This window comes from Maledivibacter halophilus (genome assembly GCF_900167445.1).
GTDB classification, from domain to species: domain Bacteria; phylum Bacillota; class Clostridia; order Peptostreptococcales; family Caminicellaceae; genus Maledivibacter; species Maledivibacter halophilus.
Genome location: NZ_FUZT01000015.1, coordinates 94,562 through 116,346 on the forward strand (window position 1 = coordinate 94,562; position 21,785 = coordinate 116,346).

The window sequence follows — 21,785 nt, forward strand, 5'->3', positions numbered from 1 at the left end:
TCCTCCTTAAAATATATTATAGGGTTTCATATCAAATATCAATCCAACATTACTTTCTATATATTTGTTCTTATTTTTATTACATATATAATTAATTATACCCTTTATAGTCTCATGGTCAACACTTTGATATTTTAATAGTATTTGCCATCTATAGTTATCCTTGATTCTCCCCAATATTGCTGGATTAGGCCCAAGGAGTTGTATATTATTTAATCCTTTACTTTTTCCAGTCTCTGATTCTATTTTTTGAAAAAGCCTATTGGCTGATTTTATTACATTCCTTTCATTTTTCCCTAAAACTATTATATTTACAATATTATAAAATGGAGGATAGCAAAATTCCTTCCTAATCCTTATTTCCTTATTAAAAAAATCTTTATAGTCATGATTTTTTGATGAAATAACAGCATAGTTATTTGGACTATATGTCTGGATAATCACATTACCTTCAAAATCATGTCTACCAGCTCTGCCGGCAACCTGTGTCAATAATTGAAAAGTTCTTTCATTTGCCCTATAGTCTGGAAGATTCAGTGTTATATCAGCAGATAAAACTCCTACAAGGGTAACATAGGGAAAATCCAATCCCTTTGTTACCATTTGCGTACCTATAAGAATATCTATTTCTCTTTTACCAAAGGATTCTATAATTTTTTCTAAACTTCCCTTTTTTGAAGTTGTATCAATATCGAGCCTCTTAGTCCTATAGGAAGGAAAAAGCTTATTCACATATGCTTCAACTTTTTCTGTTCCTGAACCAAAAAATTTTATATATTTACTTTTGCATTCAGGACAAATCCTGGGAACTTCTCTTTGATATCCACAGTAGTGGCATTTTGCTACATTTTTTCTATGATGATAGGTTAGTGATATATCGCAGTTTAAACACTTCAAAACATAGCCACAGCTTCTACAGGAAACAAAAGTAGAATATCCCCTGCGATTTAAAAATAAAATAACCTGCTTATTGCTTAACAATTCGTTTTTCATAGAATCATATAATTTACGACTAAATATAGCTTTATTTCCCTCTTCAAGCTCCACCCTCATATCTACAATTTCCACCCTAGGTAAAGGGTTTTTATTAAATCTGTTCTTAAGCTCTAGGAGCTTATATTCACCTTTTTGTGCCTTGTAATAGCTTTCTATTGAAGGAGTGGCTGATCCTAAAACTAAAACAGCATTATTTTCTCTACACAGGTGCTCCGCAACATCTATGGTATGGTATTTTGGATTCATTTCAGATTTGTAGGAGGATTCGTGCTCTTCATCTATAATAATGAGTCCTAAATTATCACATGGAGCAAATACAGCAGATCTGGCCCCAATAACTATTGATATTTCATTATTTTTAATTTTTTTCCACTGGTCATATCGCTCTCCCAAGGATAATTTACTGTGAAGTACAGCCACATTTTCACCAAATCTCTTTAAAAACTTTTCTACTATTTGGGGAGTCAGGGAAATCTCAGGAACTAAAATTATTGCCTGCTGATTATTTTTAATAACATTATTTACAAGCTGCATATATACTTCTGTTTTACCACTGCCTGTAACTCCGTGTAAAAGATATTTTTCAAACCTATGATTCCTTATGGTTTTCATTATATTAGCATAGGCTATTTCCTGTTCCCAATTAAGCTTATTTACCTTATCTCTTTCTATTTGATCAATATCTACCGGTGTTCTATATTCCTTTTCGTCAACAACTTTTATTAAATTCTTCTTTTCTAGAGCATTTAAAACTGCCCTTGAAGTATTAGTTTTCTCAATAACATCCTTCAGCTCAACTCTTTTAACCCTTGCAATATATTTTAAAATTTCAATTTGCTTATAAGCCCTATTACTCATATTAGATAATACTTTATCAATTTTCTTAGGGTCAAAATTAACCTCAACTACTTTTTTGTATTTGGATTTTATATCACTATAAAATTTTTCTTCTACCATGATAATTTTTTTATTTAAAAGTCTTGATATATACTTATTACAATTATAACCTATACCTTTAATTAATTCATTATGACTAATCATTTTATTTTCCATTAACATTTGAATTATCTTATTTTCATTATCAAAGCCTTCATCACTAGATATTAATGACCCTATAATATTAGGATTTATTCTGTACACTTTTTTCTTTTTTAAAGTTGTTCCCCTTGGTATTAAGCATTGAATGGCGTCATAAAAAGAACACAAATAAGTATCTCTCATCCAATTGCATAATTTTATTTGCGCTCTAGACAATTTTATATCATCGTTAAGCACATCTTTAATGTATTTTAAGCCCTTTATATTCTTTATTTCCCTATCTGATTTAAGTTCAAATACGAATCCTTCCAATAATTTATTTCCTTTTCCAAAGGGGATAATTACCTTAGACCCAATCTTTATTTTTCCAATAAAGATATCCGGAACTTTATATGTATATAATCTATCTGTCGCTCTAGTTCCTGTATTAACAACTACATTACAATATTCAATAACTCCCATTATAATTGCCTCCAAGAATTGAAATACAAAAGAGTAGGTAGCCCTACTCCTTAAGCTTAATCAAATCATATACCTTGTCTAGAATAATTTCTGCTATTTCTTCTTTTTTCATTTTATCATATTTTTTGATACTTCCCAAGCTGTCAATTATACTTATTATATTGGTATCTCCTTTAAACCCCGCACCTTTTTCACTTATATTATTGGCCACTATAAAGTCTAAATTTTTTTTATTTATCTTGATTTTAGCATTTTTAAGTAAATCATTTGTCTCTGCTGCAAAGCCTATTAAAATTTTGTCCCCTTTAACCTTTCCAAGCTCCAATAGTATATCAGGATTTCTTGAAAGTTCTATAGAAAAATTCGAATCACTTTTTTTGATTTTATTCTCTGCAACATCCTTTGGTTTATAATCTGCAACAGCTGCAGCCTTGATTATAATGTCAGCTTCATCAAAGTAATTAAACACTTCTGCATACATGTCTTCAGTAGTTACTATATCAACAACTTTAACACCAATAGGCTTTTTTAAGTTTGTAACTCCTGAAACCAATGTAACTTCTGCCCCTCTATCCCTTGCTGCTCTGGCAATAGCATATCCCATTTTTCCTGAGGAATGATTAGTTATATATCTTACAGGATCGATAGGCTCTTGAGTAGGCCCTGCCGTTACTAATATTTTTTTTCCTCCTAATGATTTTTTTAATCTGTTATCAAATACACCAATTATATTCTCTACAATATCCTCTGGAGAAGCCAATTTCCCTAATCCATAATCCCCACAGGCTAGTCTGCCGGAAGCTGGATCAATAAATTTATAGCCTAATTCTCTAAGATTTGCTATATTCCTCTGTACAATAGGATTATTATACATATTTGTATTCATAGCTGGGGCTATGAGCACTGGTGCTCTAGTTGCCATAACAGTAGTTGATAACATATCATCCGCTATTCCATTTGCTATTTTACCAATTATATTTGCAGTGGCAGGGGCAATTAAAAACAGGTCCGCTTTTTGTGCTATGGATATATGCTCAACATCCCAGGTTTTAGGTTCAGAAAACATATCAGTTACAACATAATTTTGTGATAACGACTGGAAACTCAATGGCTTAACAAACTCCAAAGCAGCCTTAGTCATTATAACATTTATATTTGCATTTAATTTCTTTAATCTACTTACTACATCTAATACTTTGTAAACTGCAATACCTCCACTAACGCCAATAACTATATTCTTATTAGTTAACATACTACACCCCTACTAATTATCAGATTCTATCCTTTTAAAGGATATTTTATCTTCTAAAAGTTCATTTACCGCTATTGTAACAGGTTTATTTGACTGTATGTCCGTACGCTTTTCACTTCCATCTATTATTTCTCTAGCTCTTTTAGAAGCTACAATAACTAATGTATATCTACTATCAACTTTTTTTAATAATTCATTAATTGGTGGTTTTAACATTATATTTCCTCCTTATATTTCCTTATTATTTCTAATACATCGCCTTTAACGCGGCATCCTTCTGCTTCAATAATTGCAATAAGACTATTTACAGCACCTGATAAATCATCATTTATTATATAATAGTCATACTCTCTAATAAAGTCAAACTCTTCATAAGCACATTTTAATCTTTTTTTAATATTCTCCTTTGAATCCCTTCCTCTTTCAATAATTCTATTTCTCAAAACTTCCATACTTGGAGGTAATAGAAATACAAAAATCCCATCGCTGAATTTTTCCTTTATCTGCATTGCTCCCTGGGGATCAATTTCTAGTATAATATCATTGCCCTTATTAAGCTCTTCTAAAACATATTTTTTAGGAGTTCCATATAAATTATCATAAACCTTGGCATATTCTAAAAATTCATCATTCTCTATCATTTGTTCAAACTTATTTCTCTTTAAAAAATAATAATTAACACCGTCTATCTCACCTTTTCTTCTCTCCCTTGTTGTTGCGGAAATAGATAATTTAATTTCAGGTCTAACTCTTAATAATTCTTTACAAACTGTTCCTTTTCCCACTCCAGACGGCCCACATACTACAAACAATGATCCTTTTTTCTTCATATAGATTCTCCTTTTTTGTCATTTGTTCCCTTTGTTTGGAACCTATTTGCCATTGTTTCCGGCTGAACAGCTGACAAAATTATATGATCGCTGTCACATATAATTACCGCCCTTGTTCTTCTACCATATGTAGCGTCAACAAGCTTATCATGATCTCTAGCTTCATTAATAATTCTCTTTATAGGCGCTGATTCCGGTTTCACTATAGCCACTATTCTATTAGCTGAAATAACATTTCCAAAGCCAATATTAACTAACCTCAAATCCATGATTATCCTCCTGCTACTCAATATTTTGAATCTGTTCTCTGATTTTTTCCAATTCACTTTTTACTTCTATTACCATTTTTGATATTTCAATATCAGATGATTTAGACCCTATTGTATTGATTTCCCTATTCATTTCCTGAATTAAAAAATCTAGTTTTCTACCAACAGCTCCTGATTCATTGGTGATTAATTTAAGCTGCTCAATATGGCTAAATAATCTAACTATTTCTTCTGTTATATTACTTTTATCCGCATATACAGAAACCTCTAATGCAATCCTATCCTCATCAATATTAATATTATCTTCAGTAAGTTCTCTAATTCTTTCCAATAATTTGTCCCTGTATTCTTTTATTATTATTGGTGAACGCAAATTAATATCTTCAACTATATTATATATTTTTTCGCTCCTGATTTTTATATCCTCAGCTAACTTCACCCCTTCTACTTTCCTCATGTTTATCAAACCTAAAACAGCTTGATTCACAGATGTTTTTAAAGCTTCCCATATAACCTCTTCTTCTTCCTCACGATTTTCGATTGTAAAGATATCTGGAAATCTAGTCAAAGTTGATAAATTTATATCATCCTTTAAATTGAGCTTATCCTTTATCTGTAACAAAGAATCGTGATATTGCTCAATAATATTCAGATTTGGTTTTATTATTAGATCATCATCCTTATATTCTTCTAATGTAATATATACTTCTATTCTACCCCTTTTTACTGAACTTTTAATTAATTTTTTTATTCTTTCTTCAAAGGCAGATAATTTTTTAGGCATTCTTATAATAATATCATTGTATCTATGATTTACCGATTTTATTTCCACTAAAAAGCTTCTAGTTTCACCTATGAATTCCCCTCTTCCATAGCCTGTCATACTGCTTATCATAAAATCAATCCTTCCTTAATAAAGGTCTACCAATTTCATATTATATCACTAAAATACTAACATTTTAAGGAATTATTTAATAATTTTCTTTACAAAAAAATTTCCCATCGCAAATAAAATTTGCAGTCCCTTCCATGAAAACCTCGTCATCATTATTTATATAAATTGTCATCTTTCCACCAGGTACATTTACATTCACCCTTTTATCTACATGATTTAAAAGATAAGCAATATATACAGATGAGCATACTCCAGTGCCACATGCCAATGTTTTGCCTGCTCCCCTTTCCCATGTATCTACCTTAATAAACCCTCTATTAACTATCTCAACAAAGTTAACATTTGTATTTTGGGGATAAATATTATGCTTTTCAATCTTGGCTCCAATCTCATAAACTTCTTTTTCCTTTATTTCGTCAACAAAAATAACAGTATGAGGAACTCCCATAAGTATACTTGAAACCTTTACACTTAAATCTTCTATCTTTATGACTTCATTTATAAAAGTTTCTTTATCTGTAATAACAGGTACAGCCTTTGCCTTAATCTCTGGTTTACCCATATCAACTAAAATCTTTTCTACCTTTCCATTACCATCTATTGTCAATTCTATTTTCTTTACACCTGCTAAAGTATCCACTAGAATGTTCTCTTTTTTAACAATGTTTTTTTCATATACAAATTTTGAAAAACATCTAATTCCATTTCCACACATTTCCCCTACTGAACCATCGGAATTATAATAACTCATTTTTATATCATATTTTTCCGATTCTTCTACAACCATCAGTCCATCTGCACCAATGCCAAAATGTCTATCACAAACTTTTTTTGCCAGTACACAGTAGTCTATCCCGTTAATATCTTCAGCTCTAACAACAATAAAATCATTACCTGCTCCATGCATTTTACTAAAATTTATCATTTCTACCTCCTTATTTTTAACGAATATAGTTATATGAGCAAATTGCATAATTACCTTCTGTAAAAACTATCTACTATACATATAGTTTAAAAATCTCCAAAGACATACCATATATATTATGCAATTCTGCCTAGTTAGAATTATGCAATTTCCTCATATATTATATTATATATGCTAATATAATTATTTACCTTTAAAATTTTATTATTTAATGTTATACTTTACAAAGTATTTAGGAAATCACATAATCAACTTTTGTGAAATGGAGGAATAAATATGCCATTCGATGGTTTAGTAATAAATTCATTAAAAAAAGAATTAAAACAAGTATTATTAAATAAAAAAATTGAAAAAATATATCAGCCTGAAGATGATGAAATATTAATTAAATTTAGAAACACTGATATTAATAATAAATTATTAATATCAGTAAACAGCAGCTTCCCTCATCTTTGTTTAACCAGTATGCAAAAAGTTAATCCAACTACTCCACCTATGTTTTGTATGCTTTTAAGAAAGCATCTACATGGTGGTAAAATTGTGGATTGCTATCAGGTGGAATTTGAAAGAATATTGGTTCTATCTGTTGAAAGTCATGATGAATTAGGAAATATTAATATAAAAAATTTAATAGTTGAAATAATGGGTAAACACAGCAATATAATCCTAACACAGGATAATAATACTATAATTGATAGTATTAAAAGAATTCCATCAAGCATCAGCAGAAAAAGGCAAATATTACCTGGACTTAAATATGAATATCCACCTTCTCAAAACAAAATAAATATATTTACTACAGATTATACTACTTTTAAAAATAAAATAAATAATAATTCAAAAAATACCCAAATATTCAAAGCGATCTATAAGTCCTTTCAAGGTATAAGCCCTATTATTGCTAAAGAAATATGCTATAGATCTTCTATCTCTATGGATATCCCAATTTCAGAGCTATCCGATAAAAACTTTACAGACATTTGGAATGTTTTTATTGGTATTCTTGGGAAAACCCATAAAAATGAATACTCACCAAATATAATCTTTGATGCAAAGGATAACAAAACAATTGATTTTTCTCCAATAGTACTAAAAATCTATGAAAATGAATATTTTTCACTTAGCTTTTTTGATTCAATAAGCGATACTATAAACAAATATTACTTTGAAAAGGACAAATATAATCGTATTAAGCAAAAGTCTACTGATATAACTAAAATAGTCAATACCAGACTTGAAAGATTGCACAATAAGCTTCAAAAACAAAAAGAAGAACTGTTAACTGCCGAGGGTGCTGATAAATATAAATTATATGGAGAATTAATACTATCTAATATGCATAATATATCCAAGGGTATGAAGGAAGTGACTCTCCAAAACTATTATGAAACCAATATGCCCAGTATTGCTGTGCCCCTTGACCCTAAACTGTCACCTTCAGAAAACAGTCAAAAATATTATAAAAAATACAATAAATATAAATCTGCTATAAATAAAATTAACAAGCAAATAAAAGAAACTACTGAAGAAATACAATATTTACAAAACGTATTGACAAATATAGAAAATACCGATGATATAAACAATATTGATGAAATAAAGCAGGAATTAATTGAACAAAACTATATTAAAAAAAGAAAGATCGTTAAGAAAAAAGAAAAATCTTTGGCTTCTAAACCTTCAGAATATATTACTAGTGATGGATTTACAGTCCTTGCCGGGAAAAACAATAAACAAAACGATTATCTAACGCTAAAAGTGGCTTCTAAAAAAGACATCTGGCTCCACACTAAAGATATTCCTGGTTCCCATGTAATAATAAGAACAGAAGGTAAAGAAGTATCAGAAGATACCATAAAAGCAGCAGCTCTAATTGCTGCATATAACAGTAAAGGTAGATATTCCAGTAAGGTTCCTATAGACTACACCTATGTAAAATATGTAAAAAAACCATCGGGAGCGAAACCGGGAATGGTTATATATGAAAATTTTAAAACAATATATGTAACACCATTTAAAGAAGAAGTACAAAAACTGGAAGCACAGAGGGAATAATCCCTTCTGTGTTTTATTTTTCGTATATTACTACTTCATTTTCATTGTCGGTTTCATCAAACTTTACACTTATGATCTCCTTTCTTGAAGTAGGAACATTTTTTCCAATAAAATCCGGTCTAATAGGAAGCTCTCTGTGGCCTCTATCGACCAATACAGCCAATTGAATAGTTTTAGGCCTTCCCATATCAATTAAAGCGTCCATAGCCGCCCTTACAGTTCTACCAGTAAAAATAACATCATCAATCAGTACAACATCCTTATCATTTATGTTAATTGATGCTACCCTTTTATTTATAATCGGATTGTCATTAATTTTTGATAAATCATCTCTGTATAATGTAATATCTAAGGAATCTACAATTACATCTACATCTTCAATTTCCTTTATTTTAGAAGCGATTCTCTTTGCTAATGGAATCCCTCTGGTATGTATTCCAAATAATACAATATTTGATACTCCTTTATTCTTTTCAATTATTTCATGGGATAATCTTGTTACTGATCTATTTATTGCTTTAGCATCCATTATTTTAGCCTTTAACTTCATCTTATTTCCTCCTTTGCATTTTTTTTAATAAAGCTTTAAAGTATTCAGGGAGTTCGCTGTTAAACTCCATATACTTTAATGTGGTAGGATGAATAAAACCTAGTACTTTAGCATGGAGCATCTGACCCTTCAAATTGAATTTTTTCTTTTTTATACCGTAAAGGGGATCTCCAACTAAAGGATATCCTAAATATGACATATGAACTCTAATCTGATGAGTACGTCCAGTTTCTAACTTTAACTCAACAAGGGTGTATCCTGAGTACGATTCAATTACTTTAAAATGAGTGACAGCTTTTTTACTATTCTTCTCAACAACAGCTCTTTTCAACCTATTAACAGGGTGTCTTCCTATAGGTGCATCAATAGTGCCACTACCCACTTTTATATTCCCATTAACTAGGGCGTAATAAACTCTATTTATACTGTGCTCCTTTAATTGAGCAGCAAGAGAATTGTGGGCTTTGTTGTTTTTTGCTATCATTAATAACCCTGAAGTATCTTTATCAATTCTGTGTACAATCCCCGGTCTTATTATTCCATTGATTGAAGATAAACTTTTGGAATGGTATAGCAGTGCATTAACCAATGTTCCAGAATAATGTCCTGGAGCAGGATGAACAACCATCCCCTGAGGCTTATTCACAACTAGTAAATCTTTATCCTCGTAAATAATCTCAATAGGAATATTTTCTGGCTCTAGTTTCAATTTTTCAGGCTCAGGTATTTCTATATCAATTTCGTCCTCTTCGCTTATTTTATATTTTTTCGAATAGATTATTTCATTGTTTACTCTTACATTTCCACTTTTAATCAGTTTTTGGACATAAGATCTTGAAATATCATTTAATTCCTTCGATATATATAAGTCTAAACGAAGGGATTCTTCAATATTCTCTACTATCAGTTTTAATTCCTTCAACATATCTGCTCCTTTTATTACAGATAACCAATATTGAAATTTATATTAAATTTTTAATATCCGTTATCTATAGAGTTGGTTATCTTTAAGGTTTTTGATTCTTAAAAGTTAATTGTATTATAAAATAGAAAGAGAAGCAAGGCCCTAAGTCTGCTTCTCTTTCTACTATTTTTCATCCGGATTAATTGTTTTTTTATAATATTCAGAACTTATATCATCTACATTCTCAACCTTTCCCGATATATTTTCGTCATACATATTATTATCATACCAATCCAAAGCCTTTTTTTTCTCATTTGTCTTGTTATATCTAGCCACTTCTTGCCATGTGTCTTCTCCATCAAAGCCATTAAATCTCGAATCATCTTTAAAGGTTCTACCAAATGGATAATTGAGTTTTTCTTCTTCTACTGGTCTTGTATCGATTTTTTTACCTAAAGGCAATGTAGACTTTTCCTCACTACATTTAGCACATATTGCTGTATAGGGTATAATCTCCAGTCTTTCTATATCTATTAATTTACCACAAGTCTCACACCTTCCATATGTGCCATCTTCAATTTTTTCTATAGCATTATTTATATCTTCCAAATGTCTTTTCTCGTTTTCTTCAAGGTTGAATTTCATTTCCATTTCAAAGGTTTCACTGGCTATATCTGCGGGATGATTATCATAAACCGACAGTTCACTATAATACCCTTGTAAAGAACTATGAAGTCCGTTATCCTCTTCATTTTCTATAGTATTTAAAGTTTGTTTTTTATCTTTTAAAAGTCTCTTTTTAAAATATTGGAGCTTATCTCTATCCAAATTGAATCCTCCTATCTATAATTTTCGATTATATTCAATAATTCAGCTATATACTTGCCTAGAAGAGGTAGATTTACCATCTGTCGTATAAAATGAATCAAAACAGCTGCAAGTAAAGTAAATCCTATAGCCATTCCTAAGCCACGTGCCAATCCCCCAACAAAATTCACTAATAGCAATCTTCTGGGATTGTTTATTATTTCCGTGTATTCTGAAATTTTTGTCTTTTCTAAGGCTATTGAAAGATTTTCTATTTTACTTTCAATTGAACTCTTCCTTTTATCATCCACTTGGTAACACATCCTAGCATAATAACAAAATTTCCTCAGAAATTTTTTAGTTGCAAATTCTATATTTTTAGTTTTATTTTAAACTTGATAATATTATTTTGCCCTTTTTTAGATAAAATATAAAAACAAAACCAATTAAGGTTTTGTTTTTATCAATAGTAAATTGACCCGTTTTTTTCCTTCAAAACTATAAAAAAATCCGTTTAAGACGGATTTTTTAAATTTGCTCTATGATACTCTTTACAATATTACTAGAATTTTTTGCAGCCTTCAGTACAAATTCATTAAAATTAATATGGGCTGTTCCATCGGCCTTGTCGGATATGGATCTTATTATAACAAAGGGAATATTGTTCAAAAAACTTGTATGTCCTATAGCAGCACCTTCCATCTCTGTGCAATAACCCTTAAAATTGTCCCAAAGAAATTCTTTCTTATCTGGACAAGCCACAAATACATCTCCTGATAAGATCCTGCCAATCATGGTCTGATGATTAACAGTTTCGTTTCTGCTAGCCGCAAAGGCTATATCTACAAGTCTCTTATCTGCCTTAAAAACATATGTATCCATTCTAGGAATTTCTCCTAGTTTATATCCAAAACTCGTTGCATCGAAATCATGCTGAAGAACATCTGAAGATATTACGATATCTCCAACATTTAAATCCGTATGTATAGCTCCACCGACACCTGTATTTATAATATAACTTACATTGAAATTACTTATTAAAACCTGTGTACAAACTGCAGCATTAACCTTTCCAATACCTGATCGAACAAGTATAATATCTTTATTTAATAGCTTTCCAGAAAAAAAAGACATACCTGCTATATTATTTTTATTTTCTATCTCCATTAAATCCTTTAATATTTCTATTTCTTCATCCATTGCGCCTATTATACCTATTTTAGTCATAAAAGCCCTCCTTTGCATAGATAAACAGCACTTTATTTTATTTTATCATTCATAAAAGAATCATTTACTAAATCCAATTGAGATTCAAGCAAAGTTTTAAATCTAGTCTTGAATATTTGAAACTCTTTTTTCGCTTCTTCATACTCTCTTTGAATATTTACGATTTCATTATTTGCATTTTGAATAATTCTTTTACCCTTATCCTCAGCTTCTTTAATAATTAGCTCTGCCTTTTTATTAGCATTCATTGCCACTTCCTCAGCTGTACTTTGAGCAACAATTAGTGTATCTTTGAGGGTTCTTTCTAAACTATTATATTTCTCTATCTGCTCTTCTAAGAGTCTTACTTTTTCCTTCATTTCAGCATTTTCATTATAAATTTTTTCATAGCTATCAATAACTTGATCTAAGAACTCATCAACTTCAGCTTCCTTATAACCTCTTAGCGCCTTTGTAAATTCCTTGTTTTGTATATCTAATGGCGTTATCATTTTATACCCCCAATCATATGAATTTTTTTATTGTTATTTTATATCTGTCTTTTTTTGTCTTACCTGCAATCTTGTCTAAAATCATTCTTCCTTTACCTTTATATGATATTAAGTCACCCTCTTTAATACTAAATGAAGGAGTATTAATGGGCACAAAATTCACTTTCAATTTTTCTCTTTTAATATCATCGGCAGCTTTGCTTCTGGACATGTTAAAACCCGACGAGGAAATAGCATCTAGTCTCAATGACTTAACTGTATCTGTTATTTGCTTAAACTTATTTTCCTTTGGGATAATATTTTCTATCTCATCAATATGAGCCTGCACTTTATACTTACCAATTTGAGTCAAATTAATTTCAATATAGCTTGCAATTTCCCCTAATACTATTATTTGTACATGTTCTTTATTAATTATTATGTCCCCTATTTTTTCTCTTTTTAATCCTAACCCTAAAACAGATCCTAAAATTTCCCTATGTTGAAAACCTTTTTCCTTTGGCAAATCGTCAATTTTTATAACCTTAAGTGGTATATCTATATCTTTCTCATAAAAATAATCAGGATATATAACTACTATTTTTCTTTCTGCTGCATCATAGCCACCAGTAATTTTAAAATTATCATATTTAAATCTAGTTTTTAAAATTTCATTACAAATAGACGCCAAATAGGGATCTAAAAAATCTGTGCTTTTAAATATATTTTTTTTAACCCCTATTTCAATTTTATCCATAGCTTTAAATAGCTCTATTTCATACTTATTATTTAAAGAATATCTCCTAGCTAAATCTTTCTTATACAAAACATCACACTTTCTACATAAAAACACTTTTTACCATAATAAACTCAAAATCAGCCTTCCTAATATATCTAAGGAGATTATAGCCAATATAGGTGAAAAATCTATCATACCTCTAATACCTAGCTTTTCTTGCAGCAGTCTAAAAGGTGCCAAAATTGGTTCTGTTATCTGATATAAAAAATTGTATATGGAGTTTGAATAATCACGACTGAACCATGAAAATAATGCTCTGGCAATTATTAAAAAATTAATCACTCGAATAAATGTCATAATAGCTTCTCTAAGTCTCCACATTTTATCACCATCCAAATCCTCTTATTGGAAGAAATTGCACAATTATCTTATCTATAAATTTCCTATAGCAAAATTTTAATTATGAAATTTCCTTTCCTACTTTATCTTTGCCATGGAAAAATTCCCTTATCAGTTAACTCCTCTTTAAAGTTACCTGAAATATCGATATTATTCGGTGCCAAAATAAATATTCCCTTAGATACTTTTTGAATTTGTCCATCTAATGCATATATAGCACCATTTAAAAAATCAAATATTTTTTTTGCCAATTCCTGATCTAGTTTTTCTAAATTTATTATGACTGGCTTTCTATTTTTTAAGTTATCTACAATATCGGGAGCTTCTTCAAAATCCATTGGTTCATAAATTACTACATTCATTTGTTGATTTGTATGGATATTTACTATCTTATGTTTTACAGATTGGCTTGGACTTACGGGATTATATAATTGCTCTTGACCAATATCTTCATTTATTTCCTCTTCTTCTTCATAATCATCCAAACCCATAAAAAATTTTACCTTATCTAAAAACTTCCCTGACATATTGTCCCTCCTTATATTCTCTTCAAAAGAGTTTTTTTATCTATAGGCCACAATTTTACTTACTGTAATCTCTTTCACCAAATATGGCTGTCCCAACTCTAATCATATTTGCACCTTCTTCTATTGCCACTATGTAGTCATTTGTCATTCCCATAGATAGATATTTCATATTAATATTTTCATAGTCACAATTTTTTAAGTCTTCAAATATTTCTTTCATTTTTCTAAAATAGGGCCTGACCTTTTCTTTATTATCCATATATGGTACTATAGTCATTAGTCCCTCAACCTTAATATTTTCAAATTTAGATAATTCTTTAATAAATCCATCTATCTCATTGTGGGATATTCCAAATTTTGCTTCATCATCTGCAATATTTATTTGAATTAGAACATTCATGATTCGGTTAATTTTTTTTGCTCTTTTATTAATCTCCTCGGCCAATCGTATACTGTCCAAAGAATGTATTAAATCTACTTTATCAATTATATACTTCACTTTATTAGTTTGAAGATGACCTATTAAATGCCAATGAGGATTATAATTAATTTTATCATATTTTTCCATTATTTCCTGAACTTTATTTTCCCCTATATTCTTTATGCCTGTTTTTAATGCTGTATTTATTCTCTCTGGTTCTATAGTCTTTGTTACAGCCACAAGATTTATTTCATCTGGGTTTTTATTAATTTTTTCACAGGCATTTTCTATGTTTTCCAAAACATTATTAATATTTTCTTCTATTATATCCATTTTTATCCTCCTTAAAATCTAGGTTTATTAATAAATTATATCCCCCTCATTATATTTTTTTCCATATCTAAGTATTTCATCATATAATTTCACAGTATATACACGTTTTACCGAATCCCCATCTTTTATATCAAATACATTATTTTGAATTATTGCATATTCATCATTATAACCTAAAACTTTTATAGCTTTAAAACATGCTTTTCTGTTTATATCTAATACATATACTCCTAATTCACCATCTTTTTCTATAATGGAATCCCTATGAATTTTCAATCCTTCATATTGATTTTTTATAATGTTAAGATTGATTTTTCTAATTTTATTAAAATCACTGGCATATTGATTTGTTTTTATTATGATAAAACTTTTTCCTTCATCATAAGCTTTGTCAATGATTTCACCTTTGATCCTTGTATCAGAAATATCAATTGATACATTTTTGCCTAATTTAAAGCTATCTGAGTCTTTAGGGTCTGTCATAATCATAATATACCAAGCAGTATTGTCTGTTAATTTGAAAACAGGTTGATCATAAATAACTTTATCATATTTTAACTTGTCTGAAGCATTCTCAATATTCTTTATATATTCATACTTTATATTTAAAATATTATGTGGTGTTAATATTTCTTCGTATCCATCTATATAATAACTAACAACACCTGACTGGGAACTTTTCATTTCTATTATAGAACTCTTAATCTTGCTCTCTAACTCTTTTCGTTCTCCTTCTAACCTTTCTAAATTGGCCCCTGAAAAACTTTTATCACCGCTAATTCTTCTTTTCTTTTCAACCTTGTTGTTTAAATTGTTTTTAAGATCATTAATTCTGGAAAAATCACCTTTTACTCTGGCAATTCTAATTTCATCTACAATTATGTCTATTTCATTATCTATTTTTTCAATATCTGTTTCAAAAAAATCACCTTTACTAGCATCTATGTCATTGATTCGACTGCTTAAATCGCTTAACTTCTTCTTATCCTTATCATTTACACTTGAAGTATATATTTCACATATCTTGTAATTTTTTTCAACCTTCTCTCCTTCTTGAACATAATACTTAATAACGCCTTCATCGGGAGATTTTACAATTTCTTCATCTCTTACAATTAAACATTCATATTCTTTTTGAGTACTTAGCTCCCCAAACTTAACAATTTCTGTATCCGGTGTCTTTAGAAAAAGACCAAATATAGCCTTATAAATAAAATATAATAATATTATGGAAAAAAATATAATACGATATAATTTAAAATTTCTTTTCATTCTATCACCTATTAGAATTTAATAAAATAAGTATCAAATCGGCTATAATAATTAATTCTTCAAACATAGTATTTTTCCTCTATATATCTAAAAAAAAAATTATAGTAATTTAGTCCCAAAATGCTGGAATTTGTCAAAAAAATACAAAGACTACTTAATAAGGAACAATCAAATCTAAAATTCAAATGCTTTAGATTTGATTATCCGCACGTAGTCTAAAAAATTCTTCCATACTTGCTTAATATTCTCAATTTTTTTATCTTGTTAACTTTCAATTCAACTATTTTATCTTCTATAGTAAGAATGCAAAGAATATTATCATCTTTTTTAGCACCTAATATAGTTCCTTTAATAGAATTATTATTGTTCAAATATATTTTGATTTGATCCCCTATAGAAAGATTAAGTCTACCTAGCTTAAAAATTTTCAAGTCCAATTCATCTAAAAACTTTTGAGTTATTTTTTTACTTTTTAAAGTTACTTTATTATTGAGCAAATCATATTTTTCCTTCAATATTGATATAAAATACCCAAATATTGCTACAATAAATAAAACAATTAAAATATGCAGTAAATAATCAATATTAATCATATTATCACCTTTATTACAAAGCCATCTAATGACGCACTTCGAATTGTAAATTCTAAATTCTTTTGATTTATATAAAAAAGAAAAAAGCTATGACAATGGTCATAGTGTATTGGTCTGGGTGAGAGGATTTGAACCTCCGACCACCAGAACCCCATTCTGGTGCGCTACCAAGCTGCGCTACACCCAGGTAAATATCCATATCTATATTATACATAAAATTATAAATTTATCAAGTATAGAATTATAATTTTTTAAGAAAGATAAACAATTTCAAGGTTTAATCTATTCATCATAAAAGATATCGATGCTTCTTAGATTTATTTTGATGTATAAATTCACCTATTAATTTGTTTTATTATAGATATTAATATCAAAAATAAAAGGCTATAAGTTGAAGGTTATTAGACTTAAATTTAGCCAATGATATTATAAATTTTCCCTATCACCTTTTAACCTACAACCTTTAACCCTTATAAATGAAATAATTGAATACTTGAAATTTAAAACAATTAGATAATAGAATAAATATTTAATAGTTAGTTTTTACAAAAAGTGATTATGCAATTTCCTCAAATAATGATACAAATAAGATTTTTACTGCCCTCATCTATTATCTTTTGTAATGTTTTTTGAAGCTTAAACCTAACATCATCAGGCATCATGAATAACTTAGTCTGAAGTTGTTCCTTTACTAAGTCATGAAGTGATTTTCCAAACATGTTTGTTTCCCATATTTTCCCAGGATCAGTCTCAAATTCCTTCATCATATAACTTAATAAATCTTCACTTTGTTTTTCTGTTCCTACAAGGGGAGATACTTCTGTAGTAATATCTGCTCTTATTAAATGTAAGGATGGGGCATTTGCCTTTAATTTAACTCCAAATCTACCACCCTGCTTAAATATTTCCGGTTCATCAAGTTCAAGCTCTTCCAAAGCTGGTGGCACAACTCCATATCCAAGATTTTTTGCACTATTGAGTGCTTCCTCTACTCTATCATATTCCTTTTTGGCCTTTGAGAAGGATTTCATTAAGCTTAATAATTGATGATCTCCTTCAATTTTATATCCCGTTAATTCCTGTAGTATATCATAAAACAATCCTTCCTTTGTGTCCATTTGAACATTAGCAATTCCTTTTCCAAGGTCTATATTACTTATTTCTGCCCCTGCTAAAACATCCACATTTTCATTTTCAAATTTATACGCCAAATTATCGATATCTTTAATTTTATCAGTATCATTTATAGCCGACTTAATTGTAAATAATATTTGATTTTTTAGCCAATGATCTGGGTCTAATCCTTCTATCCATTTTGGTAAATTGATATTTATTTCTCTAACAGGAAATTCAAAAAGAATTTTTTGCAATACTGTATTTATGTCTTCTTCTTCCATTCTTGCACAATTCAACGGAATTACAGGGACATCATATTTTTCTTCTAATTGTCCTCTAAGATTTACTGCCTCTTCAGAGTCTGGATTTACAGAGTTTAATAATATTACAAATGGTTTCTTTAGTTCTTTCAATTCTCTAACTACTCTTTCTTCAGATTCAACATAATCATCTCTATTGATATCAGTTATACTTCCGTCAGTTGTTACCATTAATCCAATAGTTGAATGATCAGTAATAACCTTTTTCGTTCCTATCTCCGCTGCTTCTTCAAAGGGTATTTCATTTTCAAACCAGGGAGTCATAACCATTCTAGGAATGCCTTCTTCTTCATGACCAATTGCTCCTCTAACTAAATATCCGACACAATCTATCATTCTTACTTTAAATTTTGCATTTTCTTTTAATACTATTTCTATTGCTTCATTAGGAACAAATTTGGGTTCAGTTGTCATTATTGTTTTCCCAGCACCACTTTGAGGTAATTCATCTTTAGTTCTTTCTTTTCTATATACATTTTCTATATTGGGTATTACAAGCAAATCCATAAACCTCTTTATAAAAGTGGATTTTCCAGTTCTTACAGGCCCTACTACTCCTATGTATATATCCCCTTGGGTTCTTTCTGATATATCCTTATATATATCGAAACGTTCCATTTTCTCCCTCCTTTTAATAGATCGTTATTATTAATATAAATATGCTTGTAACATTATAAATATATGTCTTTTCCTATAAAATATGACTTCCAAAGCATAAAAAAACAAATCCATCTAAAGAATCTTTGTAGTTGTAAGTTCTAATAACTTAAATTTTTTAAATCAAAAAAGATATCTATAAAAATGATAGATATCTTCTAAACAACACAGTTTTTAATTTTAACTATATATAAACAAGATTATCATTTAAAATAAATTTCAAAAACATAATAAATGGTCCTACATTTTTTATTTGAAATTTATAAAACCTTAAAGTTGTTTATCTTTATAAAGTGTGACTTAATTCCTTAGAAATTAAAACTAAAAATACGTCATCAGACGTATTTTTACTCTACCATTCATTAGCAAAATCTTCCATAGCTTCCTCGATTTCATGGGTTTTGCTTCTAAGCATTAAGTTGCTAACAGCTTCCTTAGCAGAAGAATTATTATATAGAATATTATATATCTCATTGGTTATTGGCATTTCAACATCAAATTTTTTTGATAAGTCATAGGCTGCTTTAGTTGTATAAACGCCTTCCACTACCATCCCTATAGAAGATATAGCATCCTCTAGAGACATTCCTTCACCCAGCTTTATACCACATCTTCTATTCCTGCTATGCATACTTGTACAGGTTACTATCAAATCTCCAATTCCAGTTAGCCCAGCAAATGTACCAATATTTGCTCCCATTGCTTCCCCCAGCCTAGCTATCTCTCTTATTCCTCTAGTCATAAGTGCAGCCTTTGCATTATCTCCATAACCTAGACCATCACTTATACCAGCTCCTAAAGCAATTACATTCTTAAGAGCCCCTCCTAATTCCACACCTACTATATCTGGATTTGTATATACCCTTAAGGTAGGAGTTATAAATACATCTTGAATAAATTCAGCAGCATATTTACTTTTAGAAGCTGAAACAATTGTTGTTGGAATACCTTTACACACTTCTTCAGCATGGGAGGGACCAGACAAAGCAACATATTTACTATCAGGATAATATTCATTTACTATTTCTGAAATCCTAAGCAACCTATCATTCTCTATTCCTTTAGAAACATTAACAAATATCTGATCTTTAGTTACATTGCCTTTAATTCTCACCAGTGTTTCTCTTATCCCCTGAGACGAAACAGCTAAAACTATTACAGAACATTCCTTAATACAGTCATATATATCGGTATGCATAATTATATTATGGGGAAGTCTAGCATCCGGTAAATATTTTGCATTTTCCCTATTGCATTTAAGATTTTCAATATGCTCCTTATTTCGTGCCCATAGATTAACTGAATGTCCTTTGTTAGCCAATACAATTGCTAATGCAGTTCCCCAACTTCCTGCACCTAAAATAGCTATTTTTTCTTTCATAAATACACCCTGCTTTCTAGCTTCTTTTTTTCTTTTTTTCCCTGCTTTCCAATATTATTGGTGTTCCCTCATAATTATAATTCTGTCTAATCTGATTTTCAATATATCGAATATATGAAAAATGCGCTAATTCTACATCATTAACAAACAATACAAACCTTGGGGGCTTAACTGATACCTGGGTACCATAATAGATTTTTAACCTTTTTCCCTTATCAGATGGCGGTTGATTAAGAAGAACAGCTTCACTTATAAGATCATTTAAAGCCCCTGTAGAAATCCTCATAGAGTGCTGATTAGCCACATATTTAACATATTCTAATACTTTATTAACTCTTTGCTTTGTCTTGGAAGAAATAAAAAGTATTGGGGCATATTTCATAAATGACAATTGGTTTCGTATATTTTTTGTATATTCAGTATATGTATTATTATCTTTTTCTATAAGGTCCCATTTATTCACGATTATTATTGAAGCCCTTCCAGCTTCGTGGGCATATCCTGCAATTCTTTTATCCTGCTCTGTGACTCCTTCATTTGCATCAATTAATATTAAACAAACATCACTTCTTTCTATAGCGGTTAATGACCTTAGAACACTATATTTTTCTACATTTTCATTGACCCTGCTTTTTCTCCTAATCCCTGCAGTATCAATGAAAACATACTTATCATCATTGAATTCAAAGGGAGTATCAATTGCATCTCTGGTAGTTCCTGCTATATCACTAACAATAACTCTATTTTCTCCCAACAAAGTGTTAATCAGAGATGATTTTCCAACATTTGGCTTTCCAATTACTGCCACCTTTATTACATCTTCATCATAACCTTCATCTGTATCTTCCGGAAATCTAGCTACTATTTCATCAAGTAAATCACCTAGATTCAAACCATTCACTGACGATATTGGTATCGGTTCACCCATTCCAAGGGTATAAAAGTCATAGAAGTGTTCTGATAGTTTATTACTATCTACTTTATTGACAACTAATACAATTGGCTTTTTTGTTCTTCTAAGTATACCTGCAATTTCTTCATCAGTGGTAGTCAAACCAGATTTTCCATCTAACATAAAAACTATAACATCGGCTGTATCCATTGCTATCTCAGCTTGTCTTTTCATTTGAGAGAGAATTATATCGTTATTATTAGGTTCTATTCCTCCAGTATCAATTAATGTAAACTTATTATTTAGCCATTCTACATCTGCATAAATTCTATCTCTAGTTACACCAGGCTTATCTTCAACTATAGAAATTCTTTTTCCTGCAATTTTATTAAAAAAAGTTGATTTACCAACATTAGGTCTCCCAACAACTGCCACTATAGGTTTTGCCATCTTTA

23 protein-coding genes and 1 tRNA gene are annotated in these 21,785 nt (G+C 29.7%); 1 reads left to right on the forward strand and 23 read right to left on the reverse strand.

Annotated features, from left to right (window positions below):
- Positions 1–6 precede the first annotated feature (6 nt).
- The 7 genes from priA to dapF all read right to left on the reverse strand — a co-directional run bounded on the left by priA (position 7) and on the right by dapF (position 6,667).
- Positions 7–2,496: a primosomal protein N' gene (gene priA, locus B5X81_RS22560; RefSeq protein ID WP_079495122.1), complete on the reverse strand. Its 2,490-nt coding sequence runs from the start codon at positions 2,494–2,496 to the stop codon at positions 7–9.
- Between the two features lie 43 nt (positions 2,497–2,539).
- Positions 2,540–3,748 (reverse strand): bifunctional phosphopantothenoylcysteine decarboxylase/phosphopantothenate--cysteine ligase CoaBC, encoded by a 1,209-nt coding sequence (gene coaBC / locus B5X81_RS22565; RefSeq protein ID WP_079495124.1) that lies wholly within the window; start codon positions 3,746–3,748, stop codon positions 2,540–2,542.
- A gap of 12 nt (positions 3,749–3,760) precedes the next feature.
- On the reverse strand, positions 3,761–3,964 hold the full coding sequence (gene rpoZ / locus B5X81_RS22570; protein ID WP_079495125.1) for a DNA-directed RNA polymerase subunit omega: 204 nt from the start codon (positions 3,962–3,964) through the stop codon (positions 3,761–3,763).
- The gene (gene gmk / locus B5X81_RS22575) at positions 3,964–4,578 is read right to left on the reverse strand and encodes a guanylate kinase (protein ID WP_079495127.1); all 615 of its coding nucleotides are present in this window, start codon (positions 4,576–4,578) and stop codon (positions 3,964–3,966) included. The genes rpoZ and gmk overlap by 1 nt, the downstream gene beginning before the upstream one ends.
- Positions 4,575–4,847, reverse strand: a complete 273-nt coding sequence (remA, locus tag B5X81_RS22580) for an extracellular matrix/biofilm regulator RemA (protein ID WP_079495161.1) — start codon at positions 4,845–4,847, stop codon at positions 4,575–4,577. Before remA ends, gmk begins: the two co-directional genes overlap by 4 nt.
- 13 nt (positions 4,848–4,860) lie before the next feature.
- Positions 4,861–5,742 carry a YicC/YloC family endoribonuclease gene (locus B5X81_RS22585; protein ID WP_079495163.1) on the reverse strand — a complete coding sequence of 294 codons (882 nt, stop codon included), beginning with the start codon at positions 5,740–5,742 and terminating at the stop codon, positions 4,861–4,863.
- A gap of 76 nt (positions 5,743–5,818) precedes the next feature.
- Complete coding sequence (gene dapF / locus B5X81_RS22590) at positions 5,819–6,667, reverse strand: diaminopimelate epimerase (protein ID WP_330397440.1); 849 nt, start codon at positions 6,665–6,667, stop codon at positions 5,819–5,821.
- A gap of 276 nt (positions 6,668–6,943) precedes the next feature.
- Here dapF and B5X81_RS22595 point away from each other — a divergent pair, with 276 nt between their 5' ends.
- On the forward strand, positions 6,944–8,722 hold the full coding sequence (locus B5X81_RS22595) for an Rqc2 family fibronectin-binding protein (RefSeq protein ID WP_079495165.1): 1,779 nt from the start codon (positions 6,944–6,946) through the stop codon (positions 8,720–8,722).
- Positions 8,723–8,735: 13 nt separating this feature from the next.
- Here B5X81_RS22595 and pyrR read toward each other — a convergent pair whose 3' ends face one another.
- From pyrR to der, 16 genes are all read right to left on the reverse strand, one after another.
- A complete protein-coding gene (pyrR, locus tag B5X81_RS22600) occupies positions 8,736–9,272 on the reverse strand; it encodes a bifunctional pyr operon transcriptional regulator/uracil phosphoribosyltransferase PyrR (protein ID WP_079495166.1) in 537 nt (178 codons plus the stop codon).
- 1 nt (position 9,273) lies between these two features.
- Positions 9,274–10,197 (reverse strand): RluA family pseudouridine synthase, encoded by a 924-nt coding sequence (locus tag B5X81_RS22605; protein WP_334293321.1) that lies wholly within the window; start codon positions 10,195–10,197, stop codon positions 9,274–9,276.
- Between the two features lie 162 nt (positions 10,198–10,359).
- Positions 10,360–11,004: a TraR/DksA C4-type zinc finger protein gene (locus tag B5X81_RS22610; protein WP_170917562.1), complete on the reverse strand. Its 645-nt coding sequence runs from the start codon at positions 11,002–11,004 to the stop codon at positions 10,360–10,362.
- A gap of 11 nt (positions 11,005–11,015) precedes the next feature.
- Entirely contained in the window at positions 11,016–11,294 is a 279-nt protein-coding gene (locus B5X81_RS22615) for a DUF5665 domain-containing protein (RefSeq protein ID WP_244282217.1), read from the reverse strand.
- A 217-nt stretch (positions 11,295–11,511) separates the two neighbouring features.
- A complete protein-coding gene (locus B5X81_RS22620) occupies positions 11,512–12,210 on the reverse strand; it encodes a 5'-methylthioadenosine/adenosylhomocysteine nucleosidase (RefSeq protein WP_079495172.1) in 699 nt (232 codons plus the stop codon).
- A 32-nt stretch (positions 12,211–12,242) separates the two neighbouring features.
- Entirely contained in the window at positions 12,243–12,701 is a 459-nt protein-coding gene (locus B5X81_RS22625; protein WP_079495174.1) for a DivIVA domain-containing protein, read from the reverse strand.
- A 13-nt stretch (positions 12,702–12,714) separates the two neighbouring features.
- Positions 12,715–13,533 (reverse strand): YlmH family RNA-binding protein, encoded by an 819-nt coding sequence (locus B5X81_RS22630; RefSeq protein WP_079495175.1) that lies wholly within the window; start codon positions 13,531–13,533, stop codon positions 12,715–12,717.
- Positions 13,534–13,536: 3 nt separating this feature from the next.
- Positions 13,537–13,800, reverse strand: coding sequence for a YggT family protein (locus B5X81_RS22635; RefSeq protein ID WP_079495177.1), 264 nt, complete (start codon positions 13,798–13,800; stop codon positions 13,537–13,539).
- Positions 13,801–13,901: 101 nt separating this feature from the next.
- Positions 13,902–14,345, reverse strand: coding sequence for a cell division protein SepF (locus B5X81_RS22640; protein ID WP_079495178.1), 444 nt, complete (start codon positions 14,343–14,345; stop codon positions 13,902–13,904).
- Positions 14,346–14,400: 55 nt separating this feature from the next.
- Complete coding sequence (locus tag B5X81_RS22645) at positions 14,401–15,099, reverse strand: YggS family pyridoxal phosphate-dependent enzyme (protein WP_079495180.1); 699 nt, start codon at positions 15,097–15,099, stop codon at positions 14,401–14,403.
- A gap of 27 nt (positions 15,100–15,126) precedes the next feature.
- The gene (locus tag B5X81_RS22650) at positions 15,127–16,371 is read right to left on the reverse strand and encodes an HlyD family efflux transporter periplasmic adaptor subunit (RefSeq protein WP_079495181.1); all 1,245 of its coding nucleotides are present in this window, start codon (positions 16,369–16,371) and stop codon (positions 15,127–15,129) included.
- Between the two features lie 215 nt (positions 16,372–16,586).
- A complete protein-coding gene (locus B5X81_RS22655; protein ID WP_079495183.1) occupies positions 16,587–16,964 on the reverse strand; it encodes an LSm family protein in 378 nt (125 codons plus the stop codon).
- Between the two features lie 110 nt (positions 16,965–17,074).
- Positions 17,075–17,151: transfer RNA gene (locus B5X81_RS22660), tRNA-Pro, on the reverse strand.
- A 382-nt stretch (positions 17,152–17,533) separates the two neighbouring features.
- Positions 17,534–19,018, reverse strand: coding sequence for a stage IV sporulation protein A (gene spoIVA / locus B5X81_RS22665; RefSeq protein ID WP_079495184.1), 1,485 nt, complete (start codon positions 19,016–19,018; stop codon positions 17,534–17,536).
- Positions 19,019–19,409: 391 nt separating this feature from the next.
- Positions 19,410–20,438, reverse strand: a complete 1,029-nt coding sequence (locus tag B5X81_RS22670; RefSeq protein ID WP_079495186.1) for an NAD(P)H-dependent glycerol-3-phosphate dehydrogenase — start codon at positions 20,436–20,438, stop codon at positions 19,410–19,412.
- Between the two features lie 16 nt (positions 20,439–20,454).
- Complete coding sequence (gene der / locus B5X81_RS22675; RefSeq protein ID WP_079495187.1) at positions 20,455–21,780, reverse strand: ribosome biogenesis GTPase Der; 1,326 nt, start codon at positions 21,778–21,780, stop codon at positions 20,455–20,457.
- Positions 21,781–21,785 lie beyond the last annotated feature (5 nt).

Excerpts from the sequence above, each read along its gene's own strand:
- B5X81_RS22585 (WP_079495163.1), bottom strand. The coding sequence starts at position 5,742 with ATGATAAGCAGTATGACAGGCTATGGAAGAGGGGAATTCATAGGTGAA.
- B5X81_RS22595 (WP_079495165.1), top strand. The coding sequence starts at position 6,944 with ATGCCATTCGATGGTTTAGTAATAAATTCATTAAAAAAAGAATTAAAA.
- B5X81_RS22655 (WP_079495183.1), bottom strand. The coding sequence starts at position 16,964 with ATGATTAATATTGATTATTTACTGCATATTTTAATTGTTTTATTTATT.
- B5X81_RS22605 (WP_334293321.1), bottom strand. The coding sequence starts at position 10,197 with ATGTTGAAGGAATTAAAACTGATAGTAGAGAATATTGAAGAATCCCTT.
- dapF (WP_330397440.1), bottom strand. The coding sequence starts at position 6,667 with ATGATAAATTTTAGTAAAATGCATGGAGCAGGTAATGATTTTATTGTT.
- B5X81_RS22640 (WP_079495178.1), bottom strand. The coding sequence starts at position 14,345 with ATGTCAGGGAAGTTTTTAGATAAGGTAAAATTTTTTATGGGTTTGGAT.
- B5X81_RS22645 (WP_079495180.1), bottom strand. The coding sequence starts at position 15,099 with ATGGATATAATAGAAGAAAATATTAATAATGTTTTGGAAAACATAGAA.
- pyrR (WP_079495166.1), bottom strand. The coding sequence starts at position 9,272 with ATGAAGTTAAAGGCTAAAATAATGGATGCTAAAGCAATAAATAGATCA.
- B5X81_RS22625 (WP_079495174.1), bottom strand. The coding sequence starts at position 12,701 with ATGATAACGCCATTAGATATACAAAACAAGGAATTTACAAAGGCGCTA.
- B5X81_RS22670 (WP_079495186.1), bottom strand. The coding sequence starts at position 20,438 with ATGAAAGAAAAAATAGCTATTTTAGGTGCAGGAAGTTGGGGAACTGCA.
- spoIVA (WP_079495184.1), bottom strand. The coding sequence starts at position 19,018 with ATGGAACGTTTCGATATATATAAGGATATATCAGAAAGAACCCAAGGG.
- remA (WP_079495161.1), bottom strand. The coding sequence starts at position 4,847 with ATGGATTTGAGGTTAGTTAATATTGGCTTTGGAAATGTTATTTCAGCT.
- coaBC (WP_079495124.1), bottom strand. The coding sequence starts at position 3,748 with ATGTTAACTAATAAGAATATAGTTATTGGCGTTAGTGGAGGTATTGCA.
- priA (WP_079495122.1), bottom strand. The coding sequence starts at position 2,496 with ATGGGAGTTATTGAATATTGTAATGTAGTTGTTAATACAGGAACTAGA.
- B5X81_RS22635 (WP_079495177.1), bottom strand. The coding sequence starts at position 13,800 with ATGTGGAGACTTAGAGAAGCTATTATGACATTTATTCGAGTGATTAAT.
- gmk (WP_079495127.1), bottom strand. The coding sequence starts at position 4,578 with ATGAAGAAAAAAGGATCATTGTTTGTAGTATGTGGGCCGTCTGGAGTG.
- rpoZ (WP_079495125.1), bottom strand. The coding sequence starts at position 3,964 with ATGTTAAAACCACCAATTAATGAATTATTAAAAAAAGTTGATAGTAGA.
- B5X81_RS22620 (WP_079495172.1), bottom strand. The coding sequence starts at position 12,210 with ATGACTAAAATAGGTATAATAGGCGCAATGGATGAAGAAATAGAAATA.
- der (WP_079495187.1), bottom strand. The coding sequence starts at position 21,780 with ATGGCAAAACCTATAGTGGCAGTTGTTGGGAGACCTAATGTTGGTAAA.
- B5X81_RS22650 (WP_079495181.1), bottom strand. The coding sequence starts at position 16,371 with ATGAAAAGAAATTTTAAATTATATCGTATTATATTTTTTTCCATAATA.